Origin of the sequence: Kineosporia babensis, assembly GCF_021129305.1 — a bacterium.
Lineage (GTDB): Bacteria > Actinomycetota > Actinomycetes > Actinomycetales > Kineosporiaceae > Kineosporia > Kineosporia babensis.
In genome coordinates this window covers 182,089-198,167 of sequence record NZ_JAJOMB010000004.1, presented here as the reverse complement: position 1 = coordinate 198,167, position 16,079 = coordinate 182,089, and the positions used below count along the sequence as shown (strand labels likewise).

The following is a 16,079-nucleotide window of genomic DNA, read 5'->3' as shown; positions in this document are numbered from 1 at the left end:
GGTTCTGGCCATGGAAGAGACAGCCACCACCGAGGAGCGCACGATGACCGCCACCGAGATCGTTCTGCCCGGCCCGGTCCAGCCGGAGGGCCTGCAGGTGCGCCGCCGTGATCTGCCGACCCCGGCGGCCGGGCAGGTGCTGGTCCGGATGGAGGCCACCGGCGTCTCGTTCGCCGAGCAGCAGATGCGCCGCGGCCGTTACTACGACCAGCCGGCCTTCCCGTTCGTGCCCGGTTACGACGTGGTCGGCACCGCCGTCGCGGTCGGCGCGGGGGTCGACCAGGCGATGATCGGCCGGCGCTACGCATCGATCACCAAGGTCGGCGGCTGGGCCAGCCACCTGCTGGTCGATGCGGCCGACCTGATGCCGGTGCCCGAGAACCTGGACCCGGCCGAGGTCGAGACACTGATCATCAACGGCATCACCGCCTGGCAGATGCTGCACCGCACGGCCCAGGTGCGTTCCGGCGGCACCATCGTGGTGCTGGGGGCCAACGGCGGGGTCGGCTCGGTGCTGGTCCAGATCGCCCGGGCCGCAGGCATTACGGTGATCGGAACGGCCTCGGCCCGGCATCACGACGCGGTGCGCGAGCTCGGCGCCACACCGGTGGACTACCGCGACCCGGACGCGTACGAGCAGATCCGCGCGCTGGCTCCCGAAGGGGTGGACGCGGTGTTCGACCACGTCGCCGGGGAGAACCTGGTCAAGTCGTGGGGGCTGCTACGCAAGGGCGGCTACCTGTGCGTGTACGGCAACGCCTCCACGGTGAACGACGAGGGCGGCAACTTCTGGCCCACGATGGCCCTTTTCAGCCGGCTGCTGCTGTGGAACTACCTGCCGAACGGCCGGGGTGCCAGCTTCTTCAGCATCTGGGCGGGCAAGAAGCTCAACCCCAAGGCCTTCCGGGCCCGCAGGCGCGAAGACCTCCAGCAGTTGCTGAGCCTGCTGGCCCAGGGCGCGCTCAAGCCGCAGATCGCCGCCCAGTTCCCGCTGTCATCGGTGACCGACGCCATGCGCCTGGCCGAGTCGCGCACGGTGCTCGGCAAGGTCGTCCTCACCCCTGACGTCTGAACCGGGCCGCTGCCTGCGGCGCTCATCCCCCTGGGATGGGCGCCGCTTTTTGCTGTGGGCAGAAGGGTTTTGCCTTAGCGGCGAACGGCTGGTGCGGGTGGCCGGCCGGTCGGGAGTATGTGAGGACGTTGTCGGCTCACGTCCGTAGGGGATCGGGTGTTCCGTTATTGGCCAGTGCTGTCCCATCCGGTGCTGCGGCGGCTGTTGCCGGGGATGGCGTTGTCCTACCTGGGCGATGGCATCTCGGTGGTGGCGATCGTGCTCCTGGCGCAGTCGCTGACCGAGAACGCGGCGCTGGTCGGGCTGGCGGTGACGATGTCGGGGTTGCCCGGAGCGGTGGGGGCTCTGGTCCTGGGGCGGGTCTTGTCGGGGCGTAGCGGAGCGGAGCTGGCGCGGTGGGATGCGTTGTGGCGCTGCGTCTTTCTCGGCGCCATCCCGCTGAGCTACGCGCTGGGGGTGCTGAGCATCGGCCTGCTGATCGGGCTGCTGGCCCTGGCCTCGCTGCTGCATTCCTGGGGCTCGGCCGGGCGCTACACGCTGATCGCCGAGGTGCTGCCCCGCCAACACCAGCTCACCGGAAACTCGCTGCTGGCCATCATTTCCGAGGCCGGAACGATCGCCGGGCCACCGGTCGCCGCGCTGATCCTGGTGTTCTGGAACCCGGCCGTCGCGGTGGCCGTGGATGCGCTGAGCTTCGGCATTCTGGCCCTGAGCTACTACTTCGTGCGGCATCTGGACGTCGGAGCCCCACCCAAGGCGCACTCGCGCACCGCCGGCCTCGGCGTGATCCTCCGGAACCCGGCCCTGCTCGGCCTGATCACCCTGAGTTCGGCCTTCTTCTTCCTCTTCGGCCCGGTCTACGTGGCCCTGCCCACCCTGGTTCGCCAGCCCGACGGCACCGCCACCCTGCTGGCCACCTTCTACACCGCGTTCGGCGTGGGAGCCGTGCTGGGCGGCCTGCTCACTCCCTACCTGAGCGACTGGCCGCTGTGGCGCACCACAGTGAGCGGTGTACTGGTGGTGGGCCTGTGCTTACTGCCGCTCGGAATCGGGGCGGCGACCACACCGTCCATTGTTTGCTTTGCCCTGGTGGGCGTGAGCTGGGCGCCCTACCAGGCCACCTCGATGGCCCTCTACCAGCGCATCGCGCCGCCGGAACGGCTGGCCCAGGTGCTGGCTGCGGACAGCGGGATCGCGCTGCTGCTGGTGCCGGCCGGAATCGCCGCCGGGGGAGTGCTGGTGGAGGGGATCGGGGCCCAGGCCACCCTGCTTACCTGTGCTCTGGGCCTGATCCTGCTCGCGAGCACGGCGGCGGCGCTGCTGCTGATCCGCCCGCGCAGCGCTCAACCTACTTAGGCGCTTGTCCGGTGCGGGTCCCGGGCTCCCACCCAAAGCCACTGCAATCACCTCGATCTGACTGGCCTGGGTGCCCTGTGTGGTGCTCAGGACCGGACCAACCGTCAGGTCATCGACGAACTGCGCCTTTTCGGCGCACCGTGATCACTCACCGGTGGCCGGCCTTCCCAAAGCAGGGCATCAGGGCCGGAACCGAGCTCGCGGGCCGGCTTTCGTTGCGCTGATCGTGTCTGTCGGGTGGCGCTGGGTCATACCAGCAGAGCAATCAGGCGCCCAAGCGGGGGAACCGGTCACGCATAGCAATGATCGTTTGGTCATTCCCCTCACTGTTCGCGACCTCGCGCCGAATGAGCAGGCAGTGCCCTGGAGGACAGGCCCGCTACAACGTGGAGTGATCAGTGTTCAGAAGGACGACCCGGACCCCGGCCGCCGAGCGTACGGCCGCCGAAGCCCACGCCGACGTCGTGGCGGTCACCGACGTGGTGGCCCGCCTCAACCAGGCTACGAGCATCGAGCAGGCGGTCAAGACCTCGCTGGAGACGGTGCGCGAGCACTTCGGCTGGGCCTACGGCTCCTACTGGGTGCGCGACCGCAACGGCGGCGACGTGCTGCGCTTCGGAGTCGACAGCGGTGAGGTCGCCGCCGAGTTCCGGCAGGTCACCCTGGAGGCCTCGTTCGCCGAGGGTGTGGGGCTGTCCGGCCGGGCCTGGCGCTCGCGGGACCTGGTCTTCGTCGAGGACATCGGCACCGTCACCGACTGTGTCCGGGCCCCCGCAGCCACCCGGATGGGCGTGAAGAGCGGAGTCTGCTTCCCGCTGATCGAGCAGGGTGAAGTGGTCGGCACCATGGACTTCTTCGCCACCGAGGTGCTCACCCCCTCGGACGACCGCCTGGCGGTGCTGCGGGCGATCGGGCAGCTGGTCTCCGCGGCCCTGGAGCGCATGCACGAGGCGGTCCACCAGGAGAAGGCCGCGCAGGATGTCGACGCGGTGTCGGCCGTCATCCGCGAGCTGACCACGGCGACCAGCGAGGAGGAGGCGCTGCGGATGGCGATGGAGATCATCCGCCGCGACTTCGACTGGCAGTACGGCTCCTTCTGGCGCCTGGACGAGGAGGCGCAGGTGCTGCGCTTCTCCCGGGAGTCCGGCGACGTCACCTCCGAGTTCCGCGACGTCACGCTCTCGGCCTCGTTCGCCCGCGGCGTCGGGCTCTCGGGCCGCACCTGGGCCCGCAACGACTTCACCTTCGTGGAGGACCTGGGCGAGCTGACCGACTGCGTGCGGCGGCCGGCGGCCCAGCGCGCCGGGGTCAAGTCCGGCGTCTGCCTGCCGATCACCGTGAACGGCAAGTTCGTCGGCACCATCGACTTCTTCGCCACCCGGACCCTGATCATGGCCAAGAGCCGTGAGATGGCGCTGCGCAACACCGCCTACCTGATCGGTCAGGCGATGGAGCGCTTCGGGTCCAAGAAGCTGCTCAGCGAGGCCGGCGAGCGGCTGATGGAGTCGATCGGCGAGGTGGAGCGCAACGTCACCTCCGCCTCGGACGTCGCCTCCCGCGGCGGCCGCCTCAGCGAGGAGGCCAACTCCCAGGTCGCCGCGCTCGGCCAGGCCAGCGCGGAGATCAACAAGGTGGTCCAGGACATCCAGACCATCGCCGCGCAGACCAAGCTGCTGGCCCTGAACGCCACCATCGAGGCGGCCCGGGCCGGGCAGTCCGGCAAGGGCTTCGCCGTCGTCGCCGAGGAGGTCAAGGAGCTCTCCAGCCAGACCGAGCGGGCGACCACGAACGTCAGCGAGCGGGTGAACGCGATCCAGAGCCGGGTCGAGGCAGTGACCAGCTCCCTGTCCGACATCCACCACGCGGTGGACGAGATCAACCAGACCCAGCAGCTGATCCAGGGCGTGCTCACCGACCAGGTGAACGTGACCCGCGCGATCCTCGACTGATCTGCGGCTGCGTACCGATCCGGTTCCACCCGGGCCGGCCTGCACGAAGGCGGGCCGGCCCGGTCTCCCCTGGCTTTCATCTAGGAAAGAAGACACATGAGCACGCGCACCGCGACGTCCAAGCCCGCGCAGGTCAAGGCGAAGAGCCTGCCCGGGCAGCGTAAGGCGCAGGCAGTACCCGTCAGCTTCACCAGCGACCGGGCCGCCCAGGCCTGGGCCAAGCTGCAGCAGGGCAACGCCCGCTGGGTGAACGGCCAGAGCCGGGCCGGCCAGAGCCGCAACCAGCAGCGCCGGGCCGACCTGGTGGCCGGCCAGCAGCCGTTCGCCGCGATCCTGAGCTGCGCCGACTCGCGCACGCCCCCGGAGATCGTGTTCGACCAGGGTCTGGGCGACGTGTTCGTGGTCCGCACGGCCGGCCACGCGGTCGATGACGCGGTGCTCGGCTCGCTGGAGTACGCGATCGCCGCCCTGGGCGTGGACCTGGTGCTGGTCCTCGGTCACGAGAAGTGCGGCGCGATCAAGGCCGCGCACCAGACCCTGGCCGACGGCACCGTGCCCGGCGGCTACATCCGCGACGTGGTCTCCAAGCTGACCTGCGACATGGCCACCGGCCAGAACTCCGGTCTGGTCGACCTGGAGGAGCTCACCCAGTGGCACGCGGACTCCACCGCGCAGCTGCTGCAGTCCCGCTCGGGCATCCTGCGTGACGCGGTGGCCGGTAACACCCTCGGCGTGCTGGCCGCGACCTACGAGCTCAGCTCCGGTCTGGTGCACCCGGTCCGGGCGAACCTGACCAACCCCGCCTGATCCTCCGCCGGTCCTCGGCACTGCGGGCCCCCTGATCACATCGTGATCAGGGGGCTCTGCCGTTTTGGTTCCCTCCGCCAGGAGTAACCGGGATCTCATCCCACCCCTCAAGACTGGACTGGATCAAGATAAGCCTCGGGCCCTATAGTCGGGGGCGGCAGCGAGAACGGGCCCGATCCGCTCTGCCTGTGCTGCTTTTCGACTCCCCGTCGGCCGAACCGGACTCCGGATCGGCCTGCCGGGCGCGCTGGCACCGTCGCCGGTATCGATCCCCCCGTCCGCCCGCGATCCCTCGCGCGCGCCCTGAGAAAGAGGACCGGCAGTGTCACTCATCAACTCCGTCGTGAAGCCGTTCAGCGTCAACGCCTACCAGCAGGGCAAGTTCCTGACGGTCACCGACGAGGACCTGAAGGGCAAGTGGAGCGTCATCGTCTTCTACCCGGGCGACTTCACCTTCGTCTGCCCGACCGAGCTGGAGGACCTGGCCGGCATCTACGAGGAGTTCCAGGCGATCGGCTGCGAGGTCTACGGCGCCTCCACCGACAGCCACTTCGCGCACAAGGCCTGGCACGAGACGTCCGAGGCGGTCGGCAAGGTGCAGTATGCGCTGCTGGCCGACATGACCCAGGAGCTCTCCCGCAACTTCGAGGTGCTGATCGAGGACGCCGGCCAGGCGCTGCGCGGCTCGTTCGTGATCGACCCCGAGGGCAAGATCCGCACCGTCGAGGTCCACGACAACGGCATCGGCCGCAACGCCACCGACCTGCTGCGCCGGGTCAAGGCCGCGCAGTACATCGACGCCCACCCGGGTGAGGTCTGCCCGGCCAAGTGGGAAGAGGGCGCCGAGACCCTGACCCCGTCCCTCGAGCTCGTGGGCAAGATCTGATGCTCGACGCTGGCCTGAAGACCCAGCTCGCCGCCTACCTGCAGAACCTGCGCCACCCGGTCGAACTCGTCGCCACCCTGGACGACAGCAAGGCCGGGCAGCAGACCCGGGAGCTTTTGGACGATGTCCGCGCCGCCAGCGCGAAGGTCACCGTCCGGGAGGACCCGGCCGCGGACGTCCGTAAGCCGTCGTTCCTGATTACCACCCCGGGCAGCGGCTCCGGAGTGCGCTTCGCCGGCGTTCCGCTGGGCCACGAATTCACCTCTTTGGTGCTGGCTCTGCTGCATGTGGGCGGGCACCCGCCGCGGCACGAGGCCGAACTGCTCGACGCGGTGCGGGCTCTGAGCGGGCCGCTGCACTTCGAGACGTACTTCTCGCTCACCTGCCAGAACTGCCCGGACGTGGTGCAGGCGCTGAACACGATGAGCGCGCTGAACCCGAACATCACGCACACCGCCATCGAGGGTGGCGCTTTCGCCGCCGAGGTGGCCGAGCGCGAGGTGCTCAGCGTGCCCGCCGTGTACCTCAACGGTGAGCTGTTCGGGCAGGGCCGGATGGAGCTGGCCGAGATCGTGGCCCGGCTCGACACCGGCAGCGCCTCGCGGGAGAGCGCTGCGCTGAACGACAAGGAGCCGTTCGACGTGCTCGTGGTCGGCGGTGGCCCGGCCGGCGCGACCGCGGCGATGTACGCGGCCCGCAAGGGAATTCGCACCGGGCTGCTGGCCGAGCGGCTGGGCGGCCAGGTGCTCGACACCGCCGGGATCGAGAACTTCCCGTCGGTGCCGCACACCGAGGGCACCCAGTTCGCGGCTGCGCTGGAACAGCACGTGCGCGGCTACGAGGTCGACGTGATGCCCCGTCAGCGGGCGGCCAAACTGCACACCGACGTCGAGACCGGGCTGCACGAGGTCGAACTCGAGACCGGGGCGGTGCTGCGCTCGCGCACGGTGGTGGTCGCGGCCGGAGCCCGGTGGCGCACCATGGACGTGCCGGGGGAGCAGGAGTACCGCAACAAGGGCGTCACCTTCTGCCCGCACTGCGACGGCCCGCTGTTCAAGGGCAAGCCGGTGGCGGTGATCGGCGGCGGGAACTCCGGTGTCGAGGCCGCGATCGACCTGGCCGGCCTGGCCACCCAGGTCACCCTGCTGGAGTTCGGCGAGCAGCTGATCGCCGACGAGGTGCTGCAGCGCAAGCTGCACAGCCTGCCCAACGTCACGGTGCTCACCCAGGCCCAGACCACCGAGGTGGCCGGCGACGGCCGCAAGGTGACCGGGCTGAAGTACCGCGACCGGCGCGATGGTTCCGAGCAGGAACTGGCCGTCGAGGGCGTCTTCGTCCAGATCGGGCTGCTGCCGAACACCGACTGGCTGACCGGCGCCCTGGAACTGAACGGCCGGGGCGAGGTCGTGATCGACGCCGCGGGTGCCACCACGGCGGCGGGCGTGTTCGCGGCCGGTGACTGCACCACGGTGCCGTACAAGCAGATCGTGGCGGCGGCGGGCGACGGGGCGAAGGCCGCGCTCAGCGCCTTCGACCACCTGATCCGCACCTCCTGAAGCAAAACCAGAAGCCCCCGCCGCGGCGGGGGCTTCTGCTGTTTCAGGCCTTCTCGCAGGCCACGCCGTCCTTGTCGCGGTCCAGCTTGGTGTTGGCGTTGTACAGCTTGGTGCGGATCGGGATCAGCTTGGCGGGCACCGGGTCGCTCTTGCCCCGGACCTTGTCCTTGCCGCCCTTCTTGCGGATGCCGTGCTTGAAGTCCTTGTTCAGGGCCGTGCAGTTCTTGTACTTCTTGACCTTCTTCTTCGCCGCCACCTGGTACTCGGAGCTGGTGCTCTGGGCGGCGGCCGGCGCGGCCGAGGCGGACGAGGAGACGGCGACCGGGCCGACCAGGCAGACGGCCGCGGTGAGGGTGAGGGCTACGACGCGTTTCATGCCGGTGACGCTATTGCCCCGTCGCTCGCGAGCGCGGGGTTTCGATCAGATAGGGACCAAAGTCCCGATCCGGACAGGTGTTTTCGCCGGGCGATTCGGATTCGCCCGGCGAAAACCTTTCGGTGGCCTCAGAAGCCGTGTTCCGGGGCGGGGAACGTTCCGCCCTTCACGTCGGCCGCGTACGCCTTGGCCCCCTCCAGCAGCACACCGCGCAGATCTGCGTACTGCTTGACGAAGCGCGGCAGCCGCCCGGTGTTCAGCCCGAACGCGTCCTGCCAGACCAGCACCTGGCCGTCGGTGCCGTTGCCGGCGCCGATCCCGATCGTCGGGATCTCCAGCTGGGCGCTGATCTTGGCGGCCAGCTCGGCCGGGACCATCTCCATCAGAACGCAGAACGCCCCGGCCTCCTGAGCGGCCAAAGCGTCCTGCAACACCCGGTCGGCGGCCTCGGCCCGGCCCTGCACCCGGTAGCCGCCCAGAGCGTGCTCGTACTGCGGGGTGAAACCGATGTGCGCGCAGACCGGGATCCCGCCCTTGGCCAGGCGCTCGATCTGCGGGGCCATCGCGGCGCCGCCCTCGAGCTTGATCGCCGCCACCCCGGCCTCTTTCATGAACCGGGCCGCGGTGTCCCAGGCCTGCTCGGGGGAACCCTGGTACGAGCCGAACGGCAGGTCGCCCATCACCAGCGCCCGGGACGCCGAGGCGGCCACCGCGCGGGCCAGCGGGATCAGCTCGTCCACGGTGATCGGCAGCGAGGTGCGGTGGCCGTAGACGTTGTTCGCCGCCGAGTCGCCGACCAGCAGCACGTCGATGCCGGCCTCGTCGAAGACCTGCGCGGTGTACATGTCGTAGGCGGTGAGCATGGTGAACTTCTCGCCGCGCTGCTTCATCTCGCGCAGGTGGTGGGTTCGCACCCGCTTGACGGGTTTTGCGGCAGAAGCGCCGGAGCCGTACGGGGCGGGTTCCTCGGTGCTGGCCATTCGGGTGAAACTTCTTTCGCAGTCAGTGGGTTCGGGCCGCTGGGCCGATGGTCAGTCGGACTCGACGTCGAGGGTGGGGAGCAGGCGCTCGGTGGCGCTGAGCATGTGCTGGCGCATCGCCTCGGCGGCCGCCACCGGGTCACGCTGCTCCAGGCCGGTCAGGATCGCCCGGTGCTCGGAGAGGGTGAGCTGGGCGTGATCGCTGTCGTTCAGCGCCCTTTCGACCCACACCCGGATCAGCGAGCGCACGCTCTGCAGCATGTCGCGCAGCAGCACGTTGTCGGCACTGGAGGCCAGCTCGTGGTGGAACAGCATGTCCGCGGTGACGAACTTGTGGAAGTCGCCGTGCAGGTTCTTCTCCATCGTGGCCACGTGCTCGGCCAGGGTGCGCAGTGAGGCCGCCGAGACCCGGGTGGCGGCCAGCAGCGCGGCCTGGGTCTCCAGGCTCTGCCGGACCTCGATCAGTTCCCGGGTCTTGTCCGAGCGCAGCAGGATGCCCCACGAAAGGGTCTGCGGGAGCAGCTCCGACGTTCCGCCGGACAGGTACGTTCCGGAGCCGGGACGGACCGTGACGATCCCGAGTATTTCCAGCGCCGCCAGGGCCTCGCGCACGGCGGAGCGGCCGACCCCCATGTGGGTGGCCAGCTGACGTTCCGGAGGTAGACGGTCACCCTCGGCCAAGGAACCGCTGCCGATGTAGTCGAGCAACCGCCGTGTGACCTCGGCCATTGCCGTCGAGCTCTTGATCGTGCCCCCGAAGGCGGCATTCAAGCCGTCCATGTTGTCTGCCACGCACGGAAGCCTAGCAACCGGTCGACCAAAATTGGTCAACCGGTTGACAGGTAGACCAGTGCCCCCCACGATGTCCGGACACCCCTTGCCCCAACGCTTCATGGCACCGCCCCTCGAAGGAGAGGTCCCGATGACGACGACGTCGTTCGACGAGTCACACGAAAGTGACGTGGCCAAGTCGGCCATCAAGAAGGTGACGATCCGGCTGGTCCCGTTCGTCGCCCTGATGTTCTTCATCAACTACCTGGACCGCACGGCCATCGGCTTCGCCGAGCCGAACGGCATGGGAGACGACCTCGCGCTGACCGCCGCTCAGTACGGCTTCGCGTCGGGTGTCTTCTTCATCGGTTACATCCTGCTGGAACTGCCCAGCAACATGGCCCTGCACCGCTTCGGCGCCCGCCGCTGGCTGGCCCGGATCATGGTCACCTGGGGCATCGTCGCGGTGCTGTTCACCTGGGTCCAGGACTTCACCCAGCTCGCCTGGCTGCGGTTCGCCCTGGGTGTGGCCGAGGCCGGCTTCTTCCCCGGCGCGATCCTCTTCCTGAGCCTGTGGGTCCCGGCCCGCTACCGGGTCCGCGTGCTGGCCACCTTCTACCTGGCCCAGCCGCTCACCAGCGTGATCGGCGCCCCGCTGGCCGGCTGGCTGATGACCCACGACGGTGTGTTCTTCGGCCTCGAGGGCTGGCGGTTCATGTTCCTCGGCGTCGGCGCCCCGGCGATCATCGTCGGTGTCATCGCCTGGTTCTACCTGGCCGACTCCCCGAACGACGCCAAGTGGCTGAACACCGCCGAGAAGGCCTGGCTGACCGACGCGATCGCCAAGGAGAACGCCACCAAGGAGGGCTCCGAGGAGAAGTCCGGTCACGGTCTGGCCGACCTCAAGGTCGCCCTCTCCAGCGGCCGGGTCTGGACCCTGAGCGCCATCTACTTCGGCTTCATCTACGGCCTGTACACCCTGGCGTTCTTCCTGCCGACCGTGATCTCCGGCTTCCAGGAGCAGTACGACGTCGAGTTCGGCCTGGTCGAGAAGGGCCTGATCACCGCCATCCCGTACGTGCCGGCCGCGATCGTGCTGTTCCTGGTGTCCAAGCACGCCACCAAGGTCGGGGTGAAGACCGGGCACATCGCGATCCCCGCCTTCACCGGCGCGATCAGCATCCCGCTGGCCCTGTACGCCGGCTCCCCGCAGCTGACCATCGCCTGCATCACCGTCACCGCCTGCTCGATCTTCGCCGCGCTGCCCAACTTCTGGACCGTGCCGACGCAGTTCCTCACCGGTGCCGCCGCGGCGGCCGGTATCGCCCTGATCAACACCATGGGCAACCTGGCCGGCTTCGCCGCCCCGTTCGTCACCGGCTGGATCAAGGACGCCAACGGCGGCGACTTCAAGCCGGCGTTCTTCCTGGTCGGCGCGCTGATGCTGGTCTCCTGCGTGCTCATGGTGGCGCTCAGCCGCCGCCAGCAGGTCTCCGCCGACGAGCGGTCCACGACCGTCTCGGCCGGGCACTGACCTTCCTGTAAAACCCCCCGGAGGAAACTGCAATGACTCGCTTGGTCAACGATCCGGCGGCCTTCGCCGACGAGATGACCGAGGGCTTCGTCGCCGCCCACGCCGATCGCGTGGTGGCCGTGCCCGGCGGAGTGGCCCGCGCCACCGAGGCCCCGAACGGGCAGGTGGCCGTGGTGATCGGCGGCGGCTCGGGTCACTACCCGGCCTTCGCCGGTCTGGTCGGGCCGGGGCTGGCGGACGGGGCGGTGCTCGGCAACGTCTTCGCCTCGCCCAGCACCCAGCAGGTGGTCAGCGTCAGCAAGAACGTCGAGCGCGGCGGGGGCGTCCTGCTGAGCTACGGCAACTACGCCGGCGACTGCCTGAACTTCGACGCTGCGCAGGAACGCCTCCGGGACAACGGGATCCAGGTCCGCACCGTCCGGGTCACCGACGACATCTGCAGCGCCTCGGTCGAGGAGATCACCAAGCGCCGGGGTATCGCCGGCGACCTGGTGGTCTTCAAGATCGCCGGCGCGGCTGCCTCCCGCGGTCTCTCGCTGGACCAGGTCACCGACCTGGCCCAGCGGGCCAACGACCGCACCCGCAGCATCGGCGTGGCGTTCTCCGGATGCACCCTGCCCGGTGCCTCCGAGCCGCTGTTCACCGTGCCCGAGGGCAAGATGGCGATCGGGCTGGGCATCCACGGTGAGCCCGGCCTCGACGAGGTCGACCTGCCCACCGCCGACCAGTTGGCTCAGCTGCTGGTCGAGCGGCTGCTCGCCGAGCTGCCCGAGGGCGCCGGGAAGCGGGCCGCGGTGCTGCTCAACGGCCTGGGCACGGTCAAGCACGAAGAACTGTTCGTGACCTACCGCAAGATCAGCAAGCTGCTCGAGGCCGCCGGCGTCACCGTCGTCGGCCCCGAGGTCGGCGAGCTGTGCACCAGCTTCGACATGGCCGGCGTCTCGCTGACCCTGACCTGGCTGGACTCCGAGCTCGAAGAGCTGTGGCTCGACCCCGCCGACTCCCCGGCCTTCCGCCGGGGGTCGGTGGCGGCCACCGGTGAGCGCCGGGTGGTGCTGGCCGCGGACGCCTTCGAGGACATTGCTCCGACCACGGACGATTCGCGCGCCACGGCCGCGGTCCTGGTCGAGTTGCTCGACGTGGTCGAGGCGACCATCGATGCCAACGTGGACGAGCTCGGCCGGATCGACGCGATCGCCGGTGACGGTGACCACGGCATCGGCATGCAGCGCGGGATCAAGGCTGCGGCCCAGGCCGGGCACGCCGCCTACGACGCGGGTGCCGGCGCCGGCTCGGTGCTGACCGCCGCCGCCGACGCCTGGGCCGACCGGGCCGGTGGTACTTCCGGTGCGCTGTGGGGCCTGGCCCTGCGCCGGGTGGGTCAGCGGCTGGGCGACATCGACATCCCCAACGCCGAAACCCTGGCCGAGGCCGTGCATGCCGCCCGCAACGCGATCACCGAGACCGGTGGCGCCCAGCTCGGCGACAAGACCCTGGTCGACGTGCTGATCCCGCTGGACGAGGCCTACCGGGCCGCGGTCGGTGAGGGCTCGGACGGCCTCACCGCCTGGGGCGCTGCCGCTGCCGCCGGCGAGAAGGCCGCCACCGGCACCGCCGACCTGATCCCGCGCACCGGCCGGGCCCGCACCCACGCCGAGCGCAGCCTCGGCACCCCTGATGCCGGGGCCGTCTCTCTCAGCCTCGTGGCCAGGGCCGTCCACACCACCCTCAGCTCCACCCGAACCGGAAGGTGACACAGATGAGCAAGCTCCGCATCGTCGTCGGCGCGGACTCCGCCGGATTCGACTACAAGGAGGCGCTCAAGGCCGACCTGTCGGCCAGCGACCGGGTCGAGTCCGTGGTCGATGTGGCCGACGACCCGGACAACCCCTACCCGGACGTGGCGATCGCCGCCGCCGAGCTGATCGCCAAGGGCGAGGCCGACCGCGCGATCCTGGTCTGCGGCACCGGTCTGGGCGTGGCCATCGCGGCCAACAAGGTCCCCGGCATCCGGGCCGTCACCGCGCACGACAGCTTCTCGGTGGAGCGCTCGATCATGAGCAACAACGCCCAGGTGCTGACCTTCGGCCAGCGCGTGGTCGGCCTGGAGCTGGCCCGCCGCCTGGCCAAGGAGTGGCTGACCTACACGTTCGACGAGACCTCGGCCTCGGCCGGCAAGGTCAGCCGGATCACCGCCTACGAGGACGCCTCGGCCAAGTGAGCACCACGAGTCTCACCATCGGGGTGAGCCTGAAGATGTACATGGGCTACGACCAGACGCTGCGCTGGTGCCAGGACGTAGCCGGGCTGGTCGGGGCGCACCCGGTCCTGACCGGTTCCAAGGCCAGGCTTTTCGTGGCCCCGGGCTTCCCGGCGATCCCGGGGGCGCGGGACATCTTCCGCGGTACCCCGATCACGGTCGGCGCGCAGAACCTGGCCGAGGCCGACTCCGGTGCCTACACCGGTGAGGTCGGCGGCCCGATGCTGCGCGAGGCCGGCGCTCTCTACGTCGAGGTCGGCCACGCCGAGCGCCGCCGGATGTACGGCGAGCACGAGCAGGTGGTGGCGGCCAAGACGGCGGCCGCGCTGCGCAACGGCCTGGTGCCGGTGCTGTGCATCGGTGAGCCCACGCCGGGCTCGGCCGAGGAGGCTGCGGCCGAGTGCGTGCGGCAGCTGGACAGCGCACTGTGGCAGAGCGAGCGGCGGGCCCTCGGCGGCCGGGTGGTCGTGGCCTACGAGCCGATCTGGGCGATCGGGGCGGCGGAACCGGCCGGACCGGAGCACATCTCGGCGGTCTGCGCGGCGTTGCGGGAGTCGATGGACAAGCGGGCCGGCTACCCGGACAGCTCGGTGATCTACGGCGGCAGCGCCGGCCCGGGCCTGCTGGGCAAGATCGCCCCGGCCGCGCAGGGCCTGTTCCTGGGCCGGTTCGCGCACGACCCGCAGGCGCTGAAGACCGTTCTCGACGAGGCACTGGAGGTGTCGGCGTGAGCAGCACGATCGGGCTGAGCACCTACTCGTTCTTCTGGCAGTGGCACGAGACCGCGCCGCAGCCGATCACCCTGGAGCAGATGGTCGACAAGACCGCCGCCCTGGGCGTCACGCTGCTGCAGATCTGCGACTACCCGCTGATCGAGTCGTACACCGCGGCAAAGCTTTCCGAGCTGAAGGCGTACGGCGCGGCGAAGGGCGTCAGCTTCGAGCTCGGCACCCGGGGCGTGACCCCCGAGCACCTGGCCCGGTACCTGGAGATCGCCCAGGCGCTGGACGTGACCCTGGTGCGCAGCATGTTCTACTCGGCCACCTCACGGCCCACCCCGGCCGAGGCCGAGCAGTTCCTGCGCACCGCGGTGCAGGCCTACGAGGCGTCCGGCGTGACGATCGCCCTGGAGACCTACGAGCAGGTGCCGGTCCAGACCCTGGTCGACCTGGTCACCGCGGTGGACTCGCCGAACCTGGGCATCTGCCTGGACCCGGCCAACTGCCTGGCCGCCCTGGAACTGCCGGCCGAGACGGTGCGCCGCACCGCCCCGCTGGTCAAGAACATGCACATCAAGGACTTCTCCTTCTCCCGCAAGGACGGCTGGGTCGGGTTCACCCTGGCCAGCGTCCCGCTGGGCGAAGGGCTGCTGGACTACCACGGCATGGTCGCGGCGGTCCGTCCGGAAGAACGCGGGATCAACCAGATCGTCGAGCACTGGCTCACGTGGCAGGGCGACAGCGCCACCACCTGCGCCCTCGAAGACCGTTGGACCGCAAGCGTTGTCGAAACACTGAGGAGTTACGCGAAATGAGCCAGAAGCTGACCATCGCGGTCATCGGCGCCGGCGGCAAGATGGGCATGCGGGTGTCCAACAACCTGCAGCGCAGCGAGCACACCGTCTACTACGTGGAGAACGGCGAAGCCGGCCGTCAGCGCACCACCGAGGCCGGCCGTGAGCTGACCGAGGCCGCCACCGCGGTCGCCGAGGCCGACGTCGTCATCCTGTCGGTGCCCGACGTGGCCCTGGCCCCGGTCTCCGCCGAGATCGTGCCCCAGGTGCGTCCCGGCACGGTCGTGCTGACCCTCGACCCGGCCGCCGCCTACGCCAACCTGCTCTACGTCCGCGAGGACATCGAGTACGTTGTGGCCCACCCGTGCCACCCGTCGGTCTTCCTGCAGCGTAAGACCCAGGCCGAGCTGGACGACACCTTCGGCGGCATCGCCGCGCCGCAGGACGTTGTCGCGGCGATCGAGTCGGGCAACGCCGAGAAGCAGGCGCAGGCCGAAGAGGTCATCAAGCTCATGTACGCGCCCGTCCTGGACGTGCACTGGGTGACCGTCAAGCAGCTCGCCTACCTCGAGCCGACCCTGGTCGAGGTCGTCGCCTGCATGATCGGTGACCTGCTCAACGAGGCCCTGATGGAGACCGTCAACAAGGTCGGCGTGCCCGAGCCGGCCGCCCGCGCCATGCTGATGGGCCACGTGCAGGTGGCGCTGGCCAACGGCCTGCGCGGCGACAACCCGTTCTCCGACGCCTGCCTGGTCGCGATGGACTACGGCCGCGAGAAGCTGATCAAGGAAGACTGGAAGTCGATCTTCGACGACAAGGAACTGGACAGCGTCCTGAAGCAGATGCTGCACCTGGACCACATCCACCGCTGATCGGTCACCCCTCCGGCGGTTCTCAGGCGCTCCTTCTCCCCGCGGGGAGAAGGAGCGCCTTGCGTTTTGCGCTCCTCGGCCGAGAAGCGAGAGTCCTGCCGGACGGTGACGGCCGGATCGCAAGCGGCTCTGGGGCTGGGACTTTGG

At 69.6% G+C, this 16,079-nt stretch carries 15 protein-coding genes; 12 read left to right on the top strand and 3 right to left on the bottom strand.

Annotation, left to right across the window (positions count from 1 at the left end; all coding sequences use genetic code 11):
* Positions 1–10 precede the first annotated feature (10 nt).
* From LR394_RS09840 to ahpF, 6 genes are all read left to right on the top strand, one after another.
* Entirely contained in the window at positions 11–1,072 is a 1,062-nt protein-coding gene (locus LR394_RS09840) for a medium chain dehydrogenase/reductase family protein (RefSeq protein WP_231440377.1), read from the top strand.
* Positions 1,073–1,246: 174 nt separating this feature from the next.
* The gene (locus tag LR394_RS09835; RefSeq protein ID WP_231440376.1) at positions 1,247–2,428 is read left to right on the top strand and encodes an MFS transporter; all 1,182 of its coding nucleotides are present in this window, start codon (positions 1,247–1,249) and stop codon (positions 2,426–2,428) included.
* Positions 2,429–2,826: 398 nt separating this feature from the next.
* Positions 2,827–4,377: a GAF domain-containing protein gene (locus LR394_RS42815; protein WP_231440375.1), complete on the top strand. Its 1,551-nt coding sequence runs from the start codon at positions 2,827–2,829 to the stop codon at positions 4,375–4,377.
* Positions 4,378–4,473: 96 nt separating this feature from the next.
* Positions 4,474–5,184 carry a carbonic anhydrase gene (locus LR394_RS09825; protein ID WP_231440374.1) on the top strand — a complete coding sequence of 237 codons (711 nt, stop codon included), beginning with the start codon at positions 4,474–4,476 and terminating at the stop codon, positions 5,182–5,184.
* 322 nt (positions 5,185–5,506) lie between these two features.
* The gene (gene ahpC, locus LR394_RS09820) at positions 5,507–6,070 is read left to right on the top strand and encodes an alkyl hydroperoxide reductase subunit C (protein WP_231440373.1); all 564 of its coding nucleotides are present in this window, start codon (positions 5,507–5,509) and stop codon (positions 6,068–6,070) included.
* Positions 6,070–7,626, top strand: a complete 1,557-nt coding sequence (gene ahpF / locus LR394_RS09815) for an alkyl hydroperoxide reductase subunit F (RefSeq protein ID WP_231440372.1) — start codon at positions 6,070–6,072, stop codon at positions 7,624–7,626. Before ahpC ends, ahpF begins: the two co-directional genes overlap by 1 nt.
* A 43-nt stretch (positions 7,627–7,669) precedes the next feature.
* Here ahpF and LR394_RS09810 read toward each other — a convergent pair whose 3' ends face one another.
* From LR394_RS09810 to LR394_RS09800, 3 genes are all read right to left on the bottom strand, one after another.
* Positions 7,670–8,002 carry an excalibur calcium-binding domain-containing protein gene (locus tag LR394_RS09810; RefSeq protein WP_231440371.1) on the bottom strand — a complete coding sequence of 111 codons (333 nt, stop codon included), beginning with the start codon at positions 8,000–8,002 and terminating at the stop codon, positions 7,670–7,672.
* Positions 8,003–8,130: 128 nt separating this feature from the next.
* Positions 8,131–8,982 (bottom strand): 3-methyl-2-oxobutanoate hydroxymethyltransferase, encoded by an 852-nt coding sequence (panB, locus tag LR394_RS09805; protein ID WP_231440370.1) that lies wholly within the window; start codon positions 8,980–8,982, stop codon positions 8,131–8,133.
* 51 nt (positions 8,983–9,033) lie between these two features.
* Positions 9,034–9,774 (bottom strand): FadR/GntR family transcriptional regulator, encoded by a 741-nt coding sequence (locus LR394_RS09800; RefSeq protein WP_231440369.1) that lies wholly within the window; start codon positions 9,772–9,774, stop codon positions 9,034–9,036.
* 130 nt (positions 9,775–9,904) lie between these two features.
* Here LR394_RS09800 and LR394_RS09795 point away from each other — a divergent pair, with 130 nt between their 5' ends.
* The 6 genes from LR394_RS09795 to LR394_RS09770 are packed head-to-tail and all read left to right on the top strand — an operon-like array spanning position 9,905 to position 15,932.
* Positions 9,905–11,287, top strand: coding sequence for an MFS transporter (locus LR394_RS09795; protein ID WP_231440368.1), 1,383 nt, complete (start codon positions 9,905–9,907; stop codon positions 11,285–11,287).
* A gap of 32 nt (positions 11,288–11,319) precedes the next feature.
* The gene (locus LR394_RS09790; protein WP_231440367.1) at positions 11,320–13,041 is read left to right on the top strand and encodes a dihydroxyacetone kinase family protein; all 1,722 of its coding nucleotides are present in this window, start codon (positions 11,320–11,322) and stop codon (positions 13,039–13,041) included.
* A 5-nt stretch (positions 13,042–13,046) separates the two neighbouring features.
* Positions 13,047–13,508 carry a ribose-5-phosphate isomerase gene (locus tag LR394_RS09785; protein ID WP_231440366.1) on the top strand — a complete coding sequence of 154 codons (462 nt, stop codon included), beginning with the start codon at positions 13,047–13,049 and terminating at the stop codon, positions 13,506–13,508.
* Entirely contained in the window at positions 13,505–14,278 is a 774-nt protein-coding gene (locus LR394_RS09780) for a triose-phosphate isomerase family protein (protein ID WP_231440365.1), read from the top strand. Before LR394_RS09785 ends, LR394_RS09780 begins: the two co-directional genes overlap by 4 nt.
* A complete protein-coding gene (locus LR394_RS09775; protein WP_231440364.1) occupies positions 14,275–15,081 on the top strand; it encodes a sugar phosphate isomerase/epimerase family protein in 807 nt (268 codons plus the stop codon). Before LR394_RS09780 ends, LR394_RS09775 begins: the two co-directional genes overlap by 4 nt.
* A complete protein-coding gene (locus LR394_RS09770) occupies positions 15,078–15,932 on the top strand; it encodes a phosphogluconate dehydrogenase C-terminal domain-containing protein (RefSeq protein WP_231440363.1) in 855 nt (284 codons plus the stop codon). Before LR394_RS09775 ends, LR394_RS09770 begins: the two co-directional genes overlap by 4 nt.
* Positions 15,933–16,079 lie beyond the last annotated feature (147 nt).

Bases quoted from the DNA above. Each gene is read 5' to 3' on its own strand.
- LR394_RS09795 (WP_231440368.1), top strand. From the start codon at position 9,905: ATGACGACGACGTCGTTCGACGAGTCACACGAAAGTGACGTGGCCAAG.
- LR394_RS09785 (WP_231440366.1), top strand. From the start codon at position 13,047: ATGAGCAAGCTCCGCATCGTCGTCGGCGCGGACTCCGCCGGATTCGAC.
- ahpF (WP_231440372.1), top strand. From the start codon at position 6,070: ATGCTCGACGCTGGCCTGAAGACCCAGCTCGCCGCCTACCTGCAGAAC.
- LR394_RS09790 (WP_231440367.1), top strand. From the start codon at position 11,320: ATGACTCGCTTGGTCAACGATCCGGCGGCCTTCGCCGACGAGATGACC.
- LR394_RS09840 (WP_231440377.1), top strand. From the start codon at position 11: ATGGAAGAGACAGCCACCACCGAGGAGCGCACGATGACCGCCACCGAG.
- LR394_RS09825 (WP_231440374.1), top strand. From the start codon at position 4,474: ATGAGCACGCGCACCGCGACGTCCAAGCCCGCGCAGGTCAAGGCGAAG.
- LR394_RS09810 (WP_231440371.1), bottom strand. From the start codon at position 8,002: ATGAAACGCGTCGTAGCCCTCACCCTCACCGCGGCCGTCTGCCTGGTC.
- panB (WP_231440370.1), bottom strand. From the start codon at position 8,982: ATGGCCAGCACCGAGGAACCCGCCCCGTACGGCTCCGGCGCTTCTGCC.
- LR394_RS09770 (WP_231440363.1), top strand. From the start codon at position 15,078: ATGAGCCAGAAGCTGACCATCGCGGTCATCGGCGCCGGCGGCAAGATG.